Here is a 17,049-nt window from a genome sequence, read left to right as displayed (position 1 = left end):
CGAATGGTTGCAGGAGATTGAGATGGCCGATTGGGTTGAAGCTTGCGCGGTGGACGATGTCGAGGAAGAGGATGTCATCCGCTTCGACCATGGTGGGCGGAGCTTCGCGATCTATCGCTCCCCGGACGACGAATTCTTCGCCACCGATGGTTTTTGCACGCATGAAAAGGCGCATCTGGCCGACGGGCTTGTGATGGACGACATCATCGAATGTCCCAAGCACAATGGCCGCTTCAATTACAAGACCGGCCAGGCCAAGGGCGCGCCGGTCTGCGTCAACCTCGCGACTTATCCGGTGAAGGTCGAGGCCGGTAAGGTGATGATCCAGATCTGAAGCGGGGGCATGATCAACCGATCGGCATCGCGATGCTAACCAACAGAGGGACGTTTTAATGAGCCGAAAGAGACCGACCGTCGCCGATTTGCGCGCCATGAAGGGCAAGCGGCAACTGACCATGCTGCGGGTGCTGACCCTGGACGAGGCGGAGGCCGCCGAACGGGCAGGGGTCGACATCGTCTCGGTGCCGCCCGAACTGGTGCTCAATCCGCAATACCGCGATGCGGCACCCAGCCTGTTCACCATGCCCGGCGACAATTTCTTCGAAATCGGCACCGCGGATGATTTCGTCCGCTGGGCCTTCCGGCTCTATAAGGCAAGCGCCGACGCGGTCTATTGCAGTGCCGGCTACGCAACCATCAAGCGGATGGCGGACGATGCCATTCCCGTCATCGGCCATGTCGGCCTCATTCCTTCCCGTGCGACCTGGACCGGCGGCTTCAAGGCGGTCGGCAAGTCCGCCGACACGGCCATGCAGGTCTTCGAGGCGGTGAAGCAACTGGAGGCGGCCGGCGCCATCGGCGCCGAGATCGAGGTGGTGCCGGTCGAGGTCGCCAAGGCGATCTCGGAGCGCACGTCGCTGATCATGCTGTCGATGGGCGCGGGCACGGGCTGCGACGCGCAATATCTGTTCGCCGACGACATCCTTGGCCAGAACAGGGGTCACATGCCCCGCCACTCCAAGGTCTATCGCAACTTCGCCGCCGAGTATGACCGGCTGCAGGCGGAACGGGTGGCGGCATTTTCCGAATTCGTCGCCGACGTCAACGGCGGCGCCTATCCCGAGGACCGGCACATCGTGCACATGGATCCGGCCGAGCTACGCCTGTTCCTCGACAAGGTCGGCCGGGGATAAGGCCGGCTGCCACGCACTGCCGGCCAGTGCGGCGTGGAGTGCTTCCGCATCGACGCCGAGCGGCCGGTCACCCTTCAGCGTCAGAACGAGCGCGCGTATCGCCGTGTGGACAGCCGATGTGCGTGGCGCCAGCGTCAACCCTTCACGCAAGTCGATTGCCTGTGCCGCGGCCATCAGTTCGAAAGCGATCAACCGGCGCCACAGTACGATCATGTCCGCGCATTTCGACATCGCCAGCGGCGTCTGCGTGGCGTGATCCTCGACGCCTTCCGAAACCGGGAGAAAATCGAGCATCACCGGATTGGCCTTGTGGCGGATGGCGGCCAGGATCGATGTCGCCGTCTTCTGCAGCGGCACGAAGCCGGCCGAGGCGCCACCGACCGGCGACAGGTACTTGGGCAGGCCGTTGCGGCCCGAGCCGGTGAGCTGGATGAAGCGGGCGGCACTTGCGGCGGCGCATTGCGCGATTGCGAGGCCTAGCGTCTCGAAGGCGAGCGAGAGCGCCGCCGTGTGGAAGTTGCCAGTCGACATCACCACGCCGTCGTCGCCCAGCACCAGCGGATTGTCGGCGGCGGCATTGAGTTCGATCTCGACGGCGCGTCTTGCCTGGCCGATCGCCTCGATCAGCGCGCCATGGATCGAGGGCATGCAGCGGATCGATAGCGGATCCTGTATGGTGGTGGGCGCCGGCGCTTCGTCGCGGGCGAGAAGATCGTGCAGCGCCTTGGCGGCTTCCTGCTGGCCGGCGGCCGGCCGCGCCATGTGCAGCCGAGGATCGAGGATGGCGCGGTTGGCGCCGATCCCTTCCATGGTCAACGCGCCAGCCTGCTGCTGTTGGGCCAGGGCCGACAGCGCGTCCGTGACAACAAGCGCGCCGCTGCCGGCGGAGACGGCGGATGCGTTGATCAGCGACAGCCCATCCTTGGGCGCCAGGCCGATGGGGCCGAGGCGGGCCATCATCAGCGCCTTGACCGCCGGCATGCGCCTTCCCTGATAATCAGCCTCGCCTTCGCCGATCAGCAGGCGAGCAAGCGCCGTCATCAGCACCAGGTCGCCGGCGCCGATCGAGCCCAGCGACGGCATCACCGGATGGACGCCGGCATTGAGCGCATCGGCCAAGGCGACAAAGACTGACGGGGAGAGGCCGGATCCGCCGGCCGACAACATTGTCAGGCGGGCGAGCATGGTGGCACGCACGGCTTCGACCGGCAGCGCTTCACCGACCGCGCCGCTGCGGCCTTCCAGCAACTGACGCTGGAAGGCGCTGGCGTCACCCTCGACCGATGTGCCGAGATTGGCGCCCAGCCCGGTGTTCAGGCCGTAGATCTGCTGGCCGGAGGCCGCGGCCTGATCGAGCACTTTTCGCGCCTTCTCCAGCCTGCCAATGACATCGGGTCCGATTTCCACCTTGCGCGCCTCGCGGGCGACAGCGGCGACGTCGCCGATTCTGACGCCAGCCCCGGTGAGGACGAGCGCGCTCATGCGAAGCGCAGCCTTTGGCCGATGCCTTGCGCCTGTGCCTTGGCCAGCATCGCCTTGCCGAGCGCTATGTCGGACAGCGACAGGCCGCGATGCCAGAACAGGATTGTTTCGCCGTCACTTTGCCGTCCTGGCTTGAGTCCGGCGGCGATCTGGCCGAGTTCGGCATGCAGCGTTGCTTCGCTCAGCCGTCCCGCCTCGACATGAGCGCGCAGCGAGCCGAACTTGCCGCCTTTGCACTGGCCCCAATCGTCGACGACCATCTTCTGCATGATGTCGGTCAGCGACAGCTCCACCGCGCTCATCGTGCCATAGGGGACGACCAGCGCGCCCGGCTTGATCCATTCTGTCTTCAGCAACGGCTGCGGCTCGGGCAGGCGCGATGCTTCGACGACAATGTCGGCGCCCTTGACGCAGCTCTCCCAGTCGGCGGCCGCAGTAACGGGTTTGCCAAGGTCGGCGGAGAGTTTTGCTGCAAAGCCATCGCGGCTTTCCGGCCGGCGCGAATGGACGCGGATCTCGTCGAAATCGAAGAGATGGTCGAGCAGGCGCACGTTCCAATAGGCGGTGCCGCGTGCGCCGATATGAGCGAGCACCTTCGAATTCTTGCGAGCTAGGTGTTCGGCGCCGATCGCGGTCACGGCGCCGGTGCGCATGTCGGTGATGACGGTGGCGTCGAGGATGGCGCGCGGCGCGCCGGTGCGCGGGTCGAACAAATTGAGGATGCCGAATTCCGACGGCAGGCCATGAAGATAGTTGTCGACAAAGTCGCCGACGATTTTCACGCCGGCCGCGTCGAGCGGCGCCACGTAGCCGCGCAAGACATTGAAATGGCCGTGGAAGGACGGGTCGGGTTCGAGGTGGACACGCGGCTCGATCACCGTCTGGCCCTTGCCTTGCGCAACGAGCCCGGCCTCGACCGCGCCGATGATCTCGGCATCGGTCATGGCAAGCGCTTTGATGTCCAGGGCATTGAGATAGTCGATATAGATGGGCTTCATGCGCACGCTGTTCCTCGGCCACCCCGCCCATCCATAACAGGCCGTGGCGCGACACGAAAGTTTGTTGGCTGTTGTCTGGACGCAGTCGGCCAAATGCTGTTCAAAGCGGTCCGTCATGACAGCCATTTCCGAGACCGAAGCTTCAGCCGACCCAGCCGGGAATTCGCGGCGTGTGGCGCTGATCGTCGCCATCGCCTTTTTCATGCAACTGCTGGATTCGACTATCATCTCGACCTCGCTGCCGCAGATGGGCGCCTCCTTCGGCGTGCCGGCGGTGGCGATGAGCATCGGCATCACCGTCTACATGCTGACCATGGCGGTGTTCGTACCGCTGTCGGGCTGGCTCGCCGACCGTTTTGGCGCACGCAACATCTTCCTCGCGGCAATCGCGCTGTTCACTCTGGCTTCGCTCGCCTGCGGCTTTTCGCAGAACCTGACCGAATTTGTCGTTGCCCGTGCCGTGCAGGGCCTGGGCAGCGCGCTGATGACACCGGTCGGCCGCATCCTGGTGCTGCGCAACGCGTCGAAATCCGAATTGCTCAACGCCACGGCGCTGATCACCTGGCCGGCGCTCTTCGCGCCTGTCGTCGGGCCGGTGCTTGGCGGCTTCATCACCACCTATCTGTCCTGGCACTGGAATTTCTTCATCAACATCCCGCTCGGCATGATCGGGCTGGCGCTGGTCGCCCGTTTCATCCCGGGCGACCGTGAAGCCGATGCCAAGCCACTCGACTGGCCGGGTTTTTTCCTGACCTCGCTGGGGCTCGCCTGCCTGCTCTATGGTCTCGAGCGCATCGCGCATCCGGAAGATGGCGTCTGGCCGACGGTGGGGCTGATCGTTGCAGGCATCGTCGTCGGCTGGGTAGCGGTGCGGCATCTCCGTCGCGCGCCGCATCCGCTGCTCGACCTCTCCTCGTTCAAGGTGCAGACCTTCGCCATCTCGACGCTCGCCGCCGGAACCATCTTCCGGGTGGCAATCAACGCCACGCCATTCCTTTTGCCGCTGCTGTTCCAGGTCGGCTTCGGGCTATCGCCGGTCGATGCCGGCATGATGATCCTGGCCTATTTCCTCGGCAATCTCGGCATGAAGACGGTGACGACGCCGACGCTGCGCCGCTTCGGCTTTCGCTCGGTGATGGTCGTCAACGGCATCATCGCGTCCGCATCGATCATGGCGTGCGCGGCGATCTCGCCACAGACGCCTCAGGCCCTGGTGGTGGCGCTGATGCTGATCGCCGGCCTGACGCGCTCGATGCAGTTCACCGCGCTCAACACGCTGGCCTTCGCCGATATCGCGGCTGGTCAGCGCAGCTCCGCGGCGACGTTATCCTCCATGCTGCAGCAGGTGGCGATGCTGTTCGGCGTTGCCGTGGCGGCGGCGATCCTCAACCTGTCGCAGATCGCCAGGGACCGGCCGGCGCTCGATCTCGTCGATTTTCGAGCAGCCTTCCTGGTGATCGGCGTCATCGGACTGGTTTCCTCGTTCCGTTTCCTGGGGTTGCCGAAGACCGCCGGCGCTGAGGTCTCGGGCCATATTGCCGGAACTGAAATCGAATTTTCCCGCCGACCGCAGGGTTAAATCCGTCTTCGCCTTTCGCCTTGGTGCTGTATATCCGCAGGCACGGACGATGACACAAACAATTGCCAAAAGCGCAGGAGTTTCCGGACATTGCGCCAGATTCGGCAATCGATGCATCCACTTTGTGAATCTCATCGCCAGCCCGCCTTTTGAACGCGGATTCATTTGACGAAGCGGCGCTGAGCCGATTAGCTTTCTCTCCCAGGACGGCAGCGCTGCCAGCGGGGTGAAAGCAGACAATGAACATGGGCGGCTGGCTGAACTTCAGGAGCCTGAATCAGGAAGGCATTGTCTTTGCCATAGCGGTGGTGCTGTTCGTTGCAGCGGCTATAGTCCTGCCTCGCTTCATAGATCCCAACAATCTCGTCGCCATCGTCCGCTCGGTCTCGGTGCTGGGTATTCTGGCGCTGGGCATGGCGGTCGTCATCATCGGCCGCGGCATTGACCTGTCGGCGGTGGCGATCATGGCGATGTCGGTCGCCTGGTATCTGCAACTGCTCAATACCGGAACGCCGGATGGGCTGGCCTTCACCTATGTGCTGGCCGGCGTGCTCGCCATCGGCCTGCTCAACGGCTTTCTCGTCGCCTACGCCGATGTGCCGGCGATCTTCGTCACGCTGGCGACCGGCTCCTTCGTCTTCGGCTATGTCCGTTCGCAATTGATCACCCAGGACGCGGTGCCGGTGCCGCAGGGCCATTGGGTGGAACTGCTCGGCGGCCTGCGCTTCCTCGACGTCCCGATCGAGGTGTTCGTCTTCGCGGGTCTCGCCTTCCTGTTCTTCCTGTTCCTGCGCTACACCAAATGGGGCCGCTATATCTATTTCGCCGGCGACAATCCGGTCGCGGCGCGCAATATCGGCATTCCGGTACGGCCGATGCTGGTGCTGCGCTATGTGCTGTCCGCTTTCGTGGCACTGATCGCCGGCCTTTTGACCGCGGCCAGCCTGCATTCGATCAACACGCGTGTCGTCAATTCGACGCTGCTCTACGACATCGTGCTGGTGGCGGTGATCGGCGGCATCGGGCTGTCGGGCGGGCGAGGCGGGGTGCGCAACGTGCTGGTCGGGGCAGCACTCATCGGCGTCCTGCTCAACGCCATGACCATCATCGATATTCCGCTGCTCTACCAAAACCTGATCAAGGCGGCGATCCTGCTTGGCGCCATCATCGTCGACGGCATCATCAATCCACGTGACGAACAGACAGCGCAGCAGGGCGACATTTAGAGCAGATGGGCTAGCCCATCTGCTCGGGGTACCCGGCGCGATCGGGGGCGATTGGCCGGCAATGAAAACCGAACCAGAGGATGACACATGAAACTGATCAGAACACTCATGGCGGCGGCCACGGCCCTTGCCGTCACCGCCTTCGTGGCGCCGACCTTCGCCGCCGACGATCCAGGCCCCGCTGCCTATGCGCAAGCGCTGAAAGGCAAGCGCGTCATGCTGGTGCCGCTGGCGATGGGCTTCGACCTGGCGCAGGGCTGGGCACATTACCTGAAGAAGGAGGTCGAGGCCTGGGGCGGCACGTTCGAGACGCGTGATCCGAACTGGGTGGTCGATGCCGGAGCGCAGGCGATCACCGATGCGATCTCGTCGGACACGAGGCCCGATGTGCTGATCATCCATGCGCCGGACCTCAACTCCTATTCCAAGCTGATGAAGAAGGCGCAGGCCGCCGGCACCTATGTGATCCTCGTCGACAATCCGGCGAATTTCCCCGCCGACGCCTTTGTCGGCAGCGACTGGGACCGGCTCGGCCAGCTCGAAGCCGAAGCCGCGATCAAGGGCTGCGGCGAGAACTCGTCCAAGAAGATCGGGCTGGTGCAGGGCGACCAGGCCAACTCTTCCAGCCTGTACCAGTATGCCGGCATCATGAAGGTGCTGGACAAGCATCCCGACTTCAAGGTCGTGGCCAAGCCCGACTCCAACTGGGACGCCACGACCTCGCGCAACGTGACGACGACCATGCTGCAGCAGAACCCGGACATCTGCTCGATCATCGACTTCTGGGATGGTGACGCGACCGGCGCATCCGCCGCGATCCGCGACGCCAAGCTCGACGGCAAGGTGTTTTTGGTCACGACCGGCGGCGGCGAAAAGGCAGCCGACTGCGACAAGCTGCAGGACGGCACTTACGGTGCTGTCGTCATGACGGAACTTGCCCGGCAGTCGGGCGACATGAACGCTATCATCAAATTCCTGCTGCAGAGCGGCCAGCCGGCCGGCACCTCGCACACCTACATCTATACGCTGGAGAAGGCGACGACGAAGGCCGATCTCAAGCCGGACAGCTGCTGGGACCTGAAGGCGCTGCAGGCCGAAGCAGCGGCGAAGTAAACCGATTGCCTTCAGCTGGTATCAGCGAGGTGGCCGGACAATTCCGGCCACCTCTTCTCTTTCCTTGTTCTCTCGTGCCCGCAGTGACCCGATGACCTTTCGCGAACGCCTGCAGTCCTGGCGCTACAATCTCGTGCCCGACCATCTGGTCGGCGAGATCCTGACCAAGCGCTGGACCGACAACGCCATTCCGTTCCTGGCGCTGGTGGCGACGCTCGGCGTGTTCGGCGCGATCATTCCAGGCTTCTTCAAGCTCTCCTCGCTGCAGGAATCGACCCGGCAACTCGGCGAATTCTCGATGGTGGTCACCGGCATGACCGTGGTGATGCTTGGCGGCGGCATCGATCTCTCGGTCGGCTCGATCTTCGCGCTGTCCTGCTTTTCCGCGGTCTATGTCTTCTTCATCCTTGAACAATCGATCTGGCTGGCGCTGGCCGCCTCCCTCGCCACCGGTCTAGTCTTCGGCGCGATCAACGGCTATCTCGTCGGGTACCTGCGGCTGCGTGCCTTCCTCACCACGCTCGTCACCTTCATCTTCGGGCGGGCGCTGTTCGACATCCTAGTCACCACCTATGCCGCCGACGTACAGCTTTCGACCGCTACGTCCGACGTGCTCGATTTCATCGGCGACAGCACTTTCTGGGGCCTGTCCGTTTCGGTATGGCTGGCGATCATCCTTGCCATCGTCACCCATATCGCGCTGACACGTTCACGTCCCGGCTGGCATGTGCTGGCGGTGGGTGGCTCCCGGCGCTCGGCGCACAATGCCGGCATCCGGGTGCGCCGTACCGTGTTCATGACCTATGTCTTTTCCGGTTTCTGCGCCTCGATCGGCGGCTTTCTCATCGCTTGCCGCCTGAGCGGGGCAGGGCCGGGCACAGGCCTCAACCTCGAGATCATGGCGCTGACCGCGGCGGTGGTCGGCGGCGTCAGCCTCGGCGGCGGGCGCGGCTCGGTGATCAAGGGCCTGATGGGCGCCATCATCGTGCTCACCATGACGAATGGGCTGATCCGGCTTGGCTACGGCACCGGCACCAACCAGATGGTACTGGGCATCATGCTGGCGGTGGCGGTGACCATCGACATCCGCTGGCTGAAGAACCGCCACAAGGTGCTCAACGAGGTCTATGTCGCGCCGGTCTATCTCAAGATGGGCAAAACACAGTCCGCGGTGCCGGGCTCCGGCACGCCTTACGCCCTCGACAACCGACTATCGGCTGCGGACCATATCGGGCTCGGTGAGCTGGAAGGGCCAGAAGACGTCATCCTCGACCGCGATGACAATCTCTATTGCGGCACGCGCCATGGCGAGATCGTCCGCTTCTTCGCGCCGGACTATGTCAGGTCGGAAGTGTTCGCCCATATTGGCGGGTTTCCGCTGGGGCTGGCTTTCGACAAGTCGGGCAATTTGATCAGCTGCGTCGGAGCCATGGGGCTATATTCGGTTTCGCCGCAGCGCGAAGTGAAACGGCTGTCGGCTGAGACGTCGCGCTCCTGGACGTCGATCGTCGACGATGCGCGGCTGCGCGATCCCAATGATTGCGACATCGCGCCGGACGGCCGCATCTATTTTACGGACTCGACCAAGCGGTATGATGCCCATGATTGGGCGCTGGATTCGATCGAAAACCGCGCCACAGGCCGGCTGCTGGTCTACGATCCGAAGGACGATTCCACGAAGACGCTGCTCGATGGCTACCGCTACACCAATGGTGTCTGCATGGCGCATGACGGCAAGTCGCTGTTCTTCGCCGAAAGCTGGGCCTGCCGGGTGCACCGCTATTGGCTGGAAGGGCCGAAGGCCGGCACCGCCGAATGCGTCATCCGCGACATGCCGGGTTACCCCGACAACATCAACCGGGCGTCGGACGGCAATTACTGGATGGCGTGGCTGGGCATGCGCACGCCGAGCTTCGACCTCTCGCTGCGCCATCCCGACATGCGCAAGCGCATGACGCGCCGGCTGCCGCAGGACGAATGGCTGTTTCCCAACATCAACACCGGCGGCGTGGTGAAATTCAACGAAAAGGGCGGCATCGTCGAGGCGATGGGCGACTTGACAGGCGGGGCGCACCCAATGGTCACCTCGATGCGCGAGCACAAGGGATATCTCTTCGTCGGCGGCATCCTCAACAATCGCATCGGCCGCTACAAAATTGCCGGCGCCGACCCGAGCTGGACCAGCCCTGCCTCCTACTGGGGAGCGAAGCCATGATCCTCGATCCGATCCTGGATATGTTTCGTGGCAAGGCGGTGACTATCCCGCCGCTCGACGGCGCCTTCCGCCCCAACACGCGGCTCGATGATGCGCCGGCGTTCGCCGAGCTGACCGAGCCGGACAATCTGCTGGTTGCCGATGGCCGACTGCTGGCCTCCAGCGGCAACGCCGTCTATGCGATTGCCGTTGGTGTGAAACCTGCCGTGGTCGGGACCTTTCCATCTCCCGTCACGGCGCTGACGCTGTCGCCTTCAGGCGAACTGACGGTGGGGCTGGAGAGCGGCAAGCTGTTGATCGCGGGCAGGGAATTGTCCTTGCCGGCAGGGATTGGCTGCATCACCGCGCTTGCCTATGCAGGAGACGGTACGCTGTGGCTTGCCAATGGTTCGGCCGAATTCTCGCCGTCGCAATGGGCCGCCGACCTGATGAAGAAGGGCGCGTCCGGTTCGCTTTGGGGGCGGGCGGCGGGTGGCCAGTTCCGCAAGGTGGCTGGCGATATCGCTTTTCCCTATGGACTTCACATCCTTGGCAGCGATGTGCTGGTCAGCGAAAGCTGGCGCCACCAGCTTGTCCGTTTCGATGGCGCGACCGGCAACCGCTCGACGGTGCTGACGCATCTGCCCGGCTATCCCGCGCGGCTGTCGCCTGCTGGTGATGGCGGGGCGTGGCTGACGCTGTTCGCCCCACGCAACCGGCTGATCGAATTCGTGCTGCAGGAGACGCATTACCGTCAGGACATGATCGACCAGGTGCCGCCGGCCTACTGGATTGCCCCGGCGCTGGTATCAAACCGCAGTTTCCTCGAGCCGCTGCAATGCGGCGGCATCCGCACGATGGGCATTCACAAGCCATGGTCGCCCAGCCGCTCCTACGGGCTGGTGGTCCGGCTCGACCGGGAGATGAAACCACAATTCAGCCTGCACAGCCGCGCCAACGGCACGCGCCACGGCATCTGCAGCGTGGTGGAGAAAGGCGGCGAGCTGTTCATTGGGTCCAGGGGTGGCGATTGCGTGCTGGCCGTCGATCTTGCCTCGGGAGGTTTCTGATGGAACCGATCGTTCGCCTCGAAAACGTCACCAAGAATTACCGCGGCGTGCCCGCGGTGAAGAACGTCAGCTTCGAGCTACGCAAGGGCGAAATCCATGCGCTGCTCGGCGAGAATGGTGCCGGCAAGTCGACACTGACCAAGATCATCGCCGGTGTGGTCGACGCCACGTCAGGCAGGATGTTCCACAAGGGGCGGGAGATCGCCTACGCCTCGCCGCATGCGGCGCTCGAGGCCGGCATCGCCATGGTGTTCCAGGAGACCAGCCTGGTGCCGTCGATGACGGTGGCGCAGAACCTCTATCTCGGTACTGAAAAATTCCTCAACCGGCTGCGCGGCACGTATATTTCAGCACAGCAGTTCCTGCAGTCGCTGAATTTTCCGGTCGATCCCAACGCCATGGTGGCGACACTGGGTGCTGCCAAGCGGCAGATGGTCGAGATCGCGCGCGCCGTGCACCACAATGCCGAGATCATCATCTTCGATGAACCGACGGCGACGCTGACGCCGGAGGAGAAGCGGCATTTCTTCGCGCTGATCCGGCGGCTGAAGGCGAACGGTGTGTCGATCGTCTTCATCAGCCATGCTCTCGAAGAGGCTCTGATGATCGCCGACCGCATCACCATCCTGCGCGACGGCGAACTGGTCATCACCGACGACACATCAACCTTCGACCGCGACAAGATCGTCGCCGCCATGGTCGGGCGAACGCTGTCGGGACAGATTTACCGCCAGCGCGACGAAGCCAAGCTGCGCAAAGCCGGCAAGAAGGTGCTCTCGGTGCAGGACATCTCGATGAGCAATGTCGTGCGCAACAATTCCTTCTCGATCTTCGAAGGCCAGATCACCGGCGTGTTCGGGCTGATCGGTTCCGGCCGCACCGAGACCTTCAAGATCGTGTCGGGCATCTACAAGCGCGATTTTTTGCGCGGTGGGGCGATCGAGCTGGACGACAGGCCGGTGCGCTATCTCGTGCCGAGCGAAGCCGTGGCGGACGGCATCGTCTATGTCACCGAGGACCGCAAGAGCGAAGGTATCTTCGAAACGATGGGCATTGCCGAGAACCTGTTCGGCGGGCTGCTGGCGGCAGGCCGCGAACAGTCGTGGGTAATCAACCAGCAGGAGATGCGTCAGCTTTCGGCCGAATGGACCAAGACGCTGAACATCAAGGCGATCAACGACAATGCCCGCGTGGTCGAGCTGTCCGGCGGCAACCAGCAGAAGGTGGTGATCGGCAAGGGGCTGGTACAGAAGCCGCGCATCGTCATATTCGACGAGCCGACGCGCGGCGTCGATGTCGGCGCGATCGCCGAGATCCACCAGATCATCAACAGGCTGGCCGACGAGGGCCTCGCGGTCGTTGTCATCTCGTCCTATTTGCCGGAGATCATGAACCTGTCGGATCGCATTTTGGTCTGTCGGCAGGGCCGCATCGTCGAGGAGTTTTCCCCGGCGGAGGCGACGGAGGAGAAGATCATGTACGCGGCGGTGCATTAGGGTGTGTTCGAGGAATACCCGATATATCTGACAATCTTTGCTGCAGGCTTCAGGATTAGCCGACGCGACCACTTCGTCATCCTGGGGCGAAGCAAGGAGCGAAGCGACGCGGCGCAGACCTCAGGATCCATGCCGGGACTCCGGTGCGTTGCCACGGGGCAGGATTCTGCTCCGCTGCGCTCTACAACTAAGGTCGCGGCATGGATCCCAGGGTCTCCGCGACGGAGCTTCGCTCCTGCTTCGCCCAGGGATGACGAAGTTTTAGGTGCTTCGGCCAACCTTCAAGGTCCCGTGCATTGAGCGCCAAAACTGAGTCAAAAAAGTTGGTTAGCCGCATTTGCTCGAGACGTGATTCAACGGGCTAATTCATCGATCCGAACGAAAGGACCAGACCATGGCCACCACAAGACTCCTCAGCGATGCCGAGGTGGAGAAGATCCCGGTAGTGAAGGCGGTGTTCGACGACATCAGGGCGACGCGCAAATCGGATTTCGTCAACAATTTCTGGCGAGGGCTCGCCAATGATCCGGCGGCGTTGAAGCGCATCTGGGAGCAGCTGAAGGTGGTGATGGTCGCCGACAGCGCCATCGACCCATTGACCAAGGAAATGATCTATATCGCGGTATCGACGGCCAATGGCTGTTCCTACTGCGTTCATTCGCACACGGCGGCAGCGCGAGCCAAGGGCATGACCGATGTACAGCATGGCGAACTGGTGTCGATCATCGGGCTCGCTGGCCAGACCAATCATCTGGTCACGGCGATGCAGATCCCTGTCGATCCGCAATTCGAGGTGAAGAGCTAATCTAGGAGTCAGCCAGCCAATCGGAAGGAAAATTTGTCCCCTGCCTGTTAAGGAAGTGACATGTAACGGCACTAAGGAGACCCACGCGAAGTCGCGCCGGTGGGTTTCCGGCAGCCGGCTCTCGCAGTGGAGCCGGCATGAAAATCGTCCAGATCACCGATACCCATTTCAGCCCGAGCAAGCCGCATTTCAACGGCAATTGGGAGCCGCTGGCCGCGTGGATCGCGCAAAACGGCGCCGATCTCGTCATCCACACCGGCGACCTCAGCGTCGATGGCGCCGACAAGGATGCCGACATCAGCTTCTGCATGGAGCTGATGCGGGAGATTTCGGTCCCGATGCTGCTCGTGCCTGGCAATCACGATGTCGGCCATCTGCCAGGCTCGTTGCAGCCGGTCAATGCGGAACGCCTCGAGCGCTGGCGCCGGCTGGTCGGTCCCGATTACTGGATGGAGGACGCTGGAAACTGGCGATTTATCGGCCTCGACAGCCTGCTGATGGGCTTTGATGATGCCGAGGAAGAGGCCCAGTTCGAATGGTTGCGGACTGTGCTGGAAAGCCGCGGCGGCCGTCGCATCGCGCTCTTTGCCCACAAGCCGTTGTTCATCGATGAGCCGGGTGAGGGCGACACCGGTTACTGGAGCGTTCGGCCGACGCAGCGGCAGCGTCTTTATGACCTGATCGGTTCCCATGATGTTGCATTGTTCGCCAGCGGTCACCTGCACCGGGCATGGCAAGGCAAATACGAAAGCACCGCGCTGGTATGGGGGCCTTCGGCGGCCTTCGTCGTCGGCGACATGGAGCGCGACATGCCGGGCGAGCGGCTGCTCGGCGCGGTCGTGCATGAATTCGGCGACACAGTCACCAGTGAGATCGTCGCGATCCAAGGCATGAGCGTCCATGTCCTCGATGACGTGGTTGAGGAAGTCTACCCGCACGAGGCGCACAAGGTCCGCGGGAAGGTCGCATCATGAGCGCGCTCTCGCTTCGCGATCTGAACAAGTCCTTTGGCGGCAACGCCGTCCTGAACGGCGTCAGCCTCGACGTCGAAGCAGGCGAGTTCATCGCTTTGGTCGGCCCCTCGGGCTGCGGCAAAAGCACCTTGCTGCGCATTCTGGCGGGGCTTGATCATGCTGACAGCGGCGAGATTTTCGTCGGCGGCAAGGACATGTCGGCGGTCGCCGCGGCCGATCGCAACATCGCCATGGTGTTCCAGTCCTACGCGCTCTATCCGCATCTGACGGCCGGCCAGAACATCGCGGTCCCGCTGGCCATGAAGCGGCTGAGCCGGACGCAGCGGCTGCCGCTGGTCGGCTCGGTCCTGCCGGGCCAGAAAGAGATCCGCGCCGGCATTTCGCGCGATGTCCGCGAGATGGCGACGGTGCTGAAGATCGACCATCTGATCGACCGCAAGCCGGGACAGATGTCGGGCGGGCAGCGGCAGCGCGTGGCCTTGGCACGCGCCATGGTGCGCCACCCCAGCATCTTCCTGATGGATGAGCCGCTTTCCAATCTCGACGCCAATCTGCGCGTCCATGCCCGCGGCGAGATCGTGGAACTGCACCGCCGCGCCGGCGTGCCGACGCTCTATGTGACGCATGACCAGGCCGAAGCGCTTTCGATGGCCGATCGCGTGGCGGTGATGATTGGCGGCAACCTGCTGCAGCTGGCCGCGCCCGAAGCGATCTACAACGATCCCGCCCATATCGAGGTTGCGCGCTTTGTCGGCCAGCCGAGGATCAACATCATACCGGCACGCGCCGAAAACGGCCGTGTCGATTTCATGGGCATCCGGCTGGCCTTGCTGGAGAAGGTGGCGAATGGCGCTGTCAGCCTCGGCATCCGGCCTGAATTCGTCAAACTGTCTCCCAGCGGGCGGAGCGGCCTTGCCGGGCGGATTGAGCGTCTGGAATTCCTCGGATCGGAGGTCGTTGCCCACTGCCGGCTCGACGTGACCGGCGACAATGTCATCACCAAGCTGGCACCGCACGAGGCGAAGGACTTGATCGCGGGAATGCCGGTGGGTGTCCTTCTGTCACCCGAGCAGGCCATGGTGTTCGGGCCGGAGGGAAGGCGGCTGCGTACGGCGAGTGCCGCGCCCGCACGCCAGGAGCCGGCCTATGTCTAGTATCGCGCTGGCGGGCAATGTCCCGAGCGCCGCGGCCCTCCACAGGCGCAGCGAAGATCGCACTGCCTGGCTGCTGGCGGCTCCCGCGATCGTGCTTTTGCTGCTGTTAGTGCTGCTGCCGGTGATTGCCGTTATTTTTCTCGCCTTCACCGATTTCGAGCTCGGCTATGGCAAATTTCGCCTGGTCGGCTTCGAGAACTACGCGCATCTCCTGACCGACCGCACCTTCCGCAGATCGCTGTGGAACACGTCAGTCTATACCGCGATCGTGGCACCGGTCTCGATCGTGCTCGGTCTCGGCGTTGCCTTGCTGATCGAAGGCGAACCGCGCGCGCGCGGCTTCTTCCGTACCGTCTATTTCCTGCCTGTGGCTTCGCTGATCGTCGCCATGGCGACTGTCTGGCAGTACCTCTTCCATCCGACGATCGGACCACTCAACGCGCTGCTTGCGCTCGCCGGCATTCCCGGTCCGAACTGGCTCGGCGCCTCGAGCACCGTGCTCTACAGCCTGTCGATCATCGGCGTCTGGCAGTCGGTGGGCTTCAACATGGTGTTGTTCCTGGCGGGCCTGACGGCGATCCCGCGCGAACTCTATGCCGCCGCACATGTCGACGGCGCGAAATCGGCGCTCGACCGGTTCTTCCTGGTCACCTGGCCGATGCTCGGGCCGACGACGCTGTTTGTCGTCACCATCAGCATCACCAATGCGGTGAAGGTCTTCGAGACTGTGAAGATGCTGACCGACGGCGGGCCTAACAAAGCCTCCGAAGTGCTGCTGTTCACCATCTACCAGGAAGGTTTCGTCTATCTGCGCGTCGGCTATGCCTCGGCGATGACGGTCGTCTTCCTGGCGATCCTCGTCGTGCTGATGCTCCTCCAATATCGCGTGCTCGACCGGCGGGTGCATTACACATGACCAGTATCCCGACCGGCCGCATCGTCCGTTTCGCCCTGCTTTCGCTCGGCGCGCTGATGATCCTTGCGCCTTACATTTTCATGATCTCGACCGCGGGCAAGACGCAGAGCGACATCTTCACCTCGTCGCTGTCGCTCATCCCCGAGCATTTCTACTTCGGCGAGAATTTCGCCAAGGCGCTGAACAAGGTGCCGATGGCAACGCTGCTGTGGAACGGCGTTGTCGTCTGCGGCCTGATCTTCTTCTTCCAGGTGCTGGTCGCCATTCCTTGCGCCTACGCCATGGCTAAGCTGAAGTTCCGCGCCGCTCGGCTGATGATGGTGCTGGTCATGCTCGGCCTGCTGGTGCCGATCCATGCCACGGCGCTGCCGCTCTACGTCGCCTTCGATAGGATGTCGCTGCTCAACAGCTACACCTCGCTGGTGGCGCCGTTCACCATCTCGGTGTTCGCGATCTTCATGTTCCTGCAGTTCTTCCGCGCCATGCCCGACGACCTCATCCACGCGGCGCGGCTCGACGGCATGTCCGAACTCGGCATCGTCGCGCGCGTCATCGTCCCCAACGCCTGGCCGGCCGTCACCGCGTTCGCGATCTTCTCGGTGGTCGCGCACTGGAACGATCTCTACTGGCCGCTGATCGTCGTCAGCAAGCAGGCCTACGCCACGCCGCCGCTCGGCCTGATGTATTTCCGCGCCGCCGAGGCAGGCGACGACTATGGCGCGCTGATGGCCGCCACGCTGATCATCACCCTTCCACTCGTCGTCGCCTTCCTGTTCGCACAGAAGCGCTTCGTCGAAGGCATCACCATGACCGGTCTCAAAGGCTGACCGGTTCGAACAGGAGCACGAG

The 17,049-nt window shown here is 63.2% G+C and carries 15 protein-coding genes; 13 read left to right on the top strand and 2 right to left on the bottom strand.

Annotated elements, in window-relative coordinates:
• Positions 1-22: 22 nt before the first annotated feature.
• Positions 23-334 carry a MocE family 2Fe-2S type ferredoxin gene (locus FJ960_RS10280; protein ID WP_140502288.1) on the top strand — a complete coding sequence of 104 codons (312 nt, stop codon included), beginning with the start codon at positions 23-25 and terminating at the stop codon, positions 332-334.
• A 58-nt stretch (positions 335-392) separates the two neighbouring features.
• Entirely contained in the window at positions 393-1,193 is an 801-nt protein-coding gene (locus FJ960_RS10275; protein ID WP_027141523.1) for a 3-methyl-2-oxobutanoate hydroxymethyltransferase, read from the top strand.
• On the opposite strand, the gene hutH is transcribed toward FJ960_RS10275, so the two are convergent.
• Positions 1,158-2,675, bottom strand: coding sequence for a histidine ammonia-lyase (gene hutH, locus FJ960_RS10270; RefSeq protein ID WP_140713648.1), 1,518 nt, complete (start codon positions 2,673-2,675; stop codon positions 1,158-1,160). The genes FJ960_RS10275 and hutH overlap by 36 nt on opposite strands.
• A complete protein-coding gene (locus FJ960_RS10265) occupies positions 2,672-3,673 on the bottom strand; it encodes an ornithine cyclodeaminase family protein (protein ID WP_140713647.1) in 1,002 nt (333 codons plus the stop codon). Before FJ960_RS10265 ends, hutH begins: the two co-directional genes overlap by 4 nt.
• A 115-nt stretch (positions 3,674-3,788) precedes the next feature.
• Between FJ960_RS10265 and FJ960_RS10260 the strand changes: the two genes are divergently transcribed.
• From FJ960_RS10260 to FJ960_RS10205, 11 genes are all read left to right on the top strand, one after another.
• The gene (locus tag FJ960_RS10260; RefSeq protein ID WP_140502291.1) at positions 3,789-5,252 is read left to right on the top strand and encodes a DHA2 family efflux MFS transporter permease subunit; all 1,464 of its coding nucleotides are present in this window, start codon (positions 3,789-3,791) and stop codon (positions 5,250-5,252) included.
• Positions 5,253-5,491: 239 nt separating this feature from the next.
• Positions 5,492-6,478, top strand: a complete 987-nt coding sequence (locus FJ960_RS10255; RefSeq protein ID WP_140713645.1) for an ABC transporter permease — start codon at positions 5,492-5,494, stop codon at positions 6,476-6,478.
• 87 nt (positions 6,479-6,565) lie between these two features.
• Complete coding sequence (locus FJ960_RS10250) at positions 6,566-7,591, top strand: sugar ABC transporter substrate-binding protein (RefSeq protein ID WP_027141528.1); 1,026 nt, start codon at positions 6,566-6,568, stop codon at positions 7,589-7,591.
• A gap of 91 nt (positions 7,592-7,682) precedes the next feature.
• The gene (locus FJ960_RS10245; RefSeq protein WP_140713643.1) at positions 7,683-9,806 is read left to right on the top strand and encodes an SMP-30/gluconolactonase/LRE family protein; all 2,124 of its coding nucleotides are present in this window, start codon (positions 7,683-7,685) and stop codon (positions 9,804-9,806) included.
• Entirely contained in the window at positions 9,803-10,855 is a 1,053-nt protein-coding gene (locus FJ960_RS10240) for an SMP-30/gluconolactonase/LRE family protein (protein ID WP_140713641.1), read from the top strand. The genes FJ960_RS10245 and FJ960_RS10240 overlap by 4 nt, the downstream gene beginning before the upstream one ends.
• Positions 10,855-12,351 carry a sugar ABC transporter ATP-binding protein gene (locus FJ960_RS10235; RefSeq protein ID WP_140713639.1) on the top strand — a complete coding sequence of 499 codons (1,497 nt, stop codon included), beginning with the start codon at positions 10,855-10,857 and terminating at the stop codon, positions 12,349-12,351. Before FJ960_RS10240 ends, FJ960_RS10235 begins: the two co-directional genes overlap by 1 nt.
• A 394-nt stretch (positions 12,352-12,745) precedes the next feature.
• The gene (locus tag FJ960_RS10225; protein ID WP_140713636.1) at positions 12,746-13,156 is read left to right on the top strand and encodes a carboxymuconolactone decarboxylase family protein; all 411 of its coding nucleotides are present in this window, start codon (positions 12,746-12,748) and stop codon (positions 13,154-13,156) included.
• 137 nt (positions 13,157-13,293) lie between these two features.
• Positions 13,294-14,130, top strand: coding sequence for a metallophosphoesterase (locus tag FJ960_RS10220; RefSeq protein ID WP_140713634.1), 837 nt, complete (start codon positions 13,294-13,296; stop codon positions 14,128-14,130).
• Positions 14,127-15,284 carry an ABC transporter ATP-binding protein gene (locus FJ960_RS10215; RefSeq protein ID WP_140713632.1) on the top strand — a complete coding sequence of 386 codons (1,158 nt, stop codon included), beginning with the start codon at positions 14,127-14,129 and terminating at the stop codon, positions 15,282-15,284. Before FJ960_RS10220 ends, FJ960_RS10215 begins: the two co-directional genes overlap by 4 nt.
• Positions 15,277-16,200 carry a sugar ABC transporter permease gene (locus tag FJ960_RS10210; protein ID WP_140713630.1) on the top strand — a complete coding sequence of 308 codons (924 nt, stop codon included), beginning with the start codon at positions 15,277-15,279 and terminating at the stop codon, positions 16,198-16,200. Before FJ960_RS10215 ends, FJ960_RS10210 begins: the two co-directional genes overlap by 8 nt.
• On the top strand, positions 16,197-17,027 hold the full coding sequence (locus FJ960_RS10205) for a carbohydrate ABC transporter permease (protein ID WP_140713628.1): 831 nt from the start codon (positions 16,197-16,199) through the stop codon (positions 17,025-17,027). The genes FJ960_RS10210 and FJ960_RS10205 overlap by 4 nt, the downstream gene beginning before the upstream one ends.
• Positions 17,028-17,049 lie beyond the last annotated feature (22 nt).

Origin of the sequence: Mesorhizobium sp. B2-3-11, from assembly GCF_006442215.1 — a bacterium.
GTDB classification, from domain to species: domain Bacteria; phylum Pseudomonadota; class Alphaproteobacteria; order Rhizobiales; family Rhizobiaceae; genus Mesorhizobium; species Mesorhizobium salmacidum.
This window is presented reverse-complemented; position numbering and strand designations above follow the sequence as displayed.

Coding starts and splice junctions, on each gene's coding strand:
- FJ960_RS10280 (WP_140502288.1), top strand. CDS start 23: ATGGCCGATTGGGTTGAAGCTTGCGCGGTGGACGATGTCGAGGAAGAG.
- FJ960_RS10275 (WP_027141523.1), top strand. CDS start 393: ATGAGCCGAAAGAGACCGACCGTCGCCGATTTGCGCGCCATGAAGGGC.
- hutH (WP_140713648.1), bottom strand. CDS start 2,675: ATGAGCGCGCTCGTCCTCACCGGGGCTGGCGTCAGAATCGGCGACGTC.
- FJ960_RS10265 (WP_140713647.1), bottom strand. CDS start 3,673: ATGAAGCCCATCTATATCGACTATCTCAATGCCCTGGACATCAAAGCG.
- FJ960_RS10260 (WP_140502291.1), top strand. CDS start 3,789: ATGACAGCCATTTCCGAGACCGAAGCTTCAGCCGACCCAGCCGGGAAT.
- FJ960_RS10255 (WP_140713645.1), top strand. CDS start 5,492: ATGAACATGGGCGGCTGGCTGAACTTCAGGAGCCTGAATCAGGAAGGC.
- FJ960_RS10250 (WP_027141528.1), top strand. CDS start 6,566: ATGAAACTGATCAGAACACTCATGGCGGCGGCCACGGCCCTTGCCGTC.
- FJ960_RS10245 (WP_140713643.1), top strand. CDS start 7,683: ATGACCTTTCGCGAACGCCTGCAGTCCTGGCGCTACAATCTCGTGCCC.
- FJ960_RS10240 (WP_140713641.1), top strand. CDS start 9,803: ATGATCCTCGATCCGATCCTGGATATGTTTCGTGGCAAGGCGGTGACT.
- FJ960_RS10235 (WP_140713639.1), top strand. CDS start 10,855: ATGGAACCGATCGTTCGCCTCGAAAACGTCACCAAGAATTACCGCGGC.
- FJ960_RS10225 (WP_140713636.1), top strand. CDS start 12,746: ATGGCCACCACAAGACTCCTCAGCGATGCCGAGGTGGAGAAGATCCCG.
- FJ960_RS10220 (WP_140713634.1), top strand. CDS start 13,294: ATGAAAATCGTCCAGATCACCGATACCCATTTCAGCCCGAGCAAGCCG.
- FJ960_RS10215 (WP_140713632.1), top strand. CDS start 14,127: ATGAGCGCGCTCTCGCTTCGCGATCTGAACAAGTCCTTTGGCGGCAAC.
- FJ960_RS10210 (WP_140713630.1), top strand. CDS start 15,277: ATGTCTAGTATCGCGCTGGCGGGCAATGTCCCGAGCGCCGCGGCCCTC.
- FJ960_RS10205 (WP_140713628.1), top strand. CDS start 16,197: ATGACCAGTATCCCGACCGGCCGCATCGTCCGTTTCGCCCTGCTTTCG.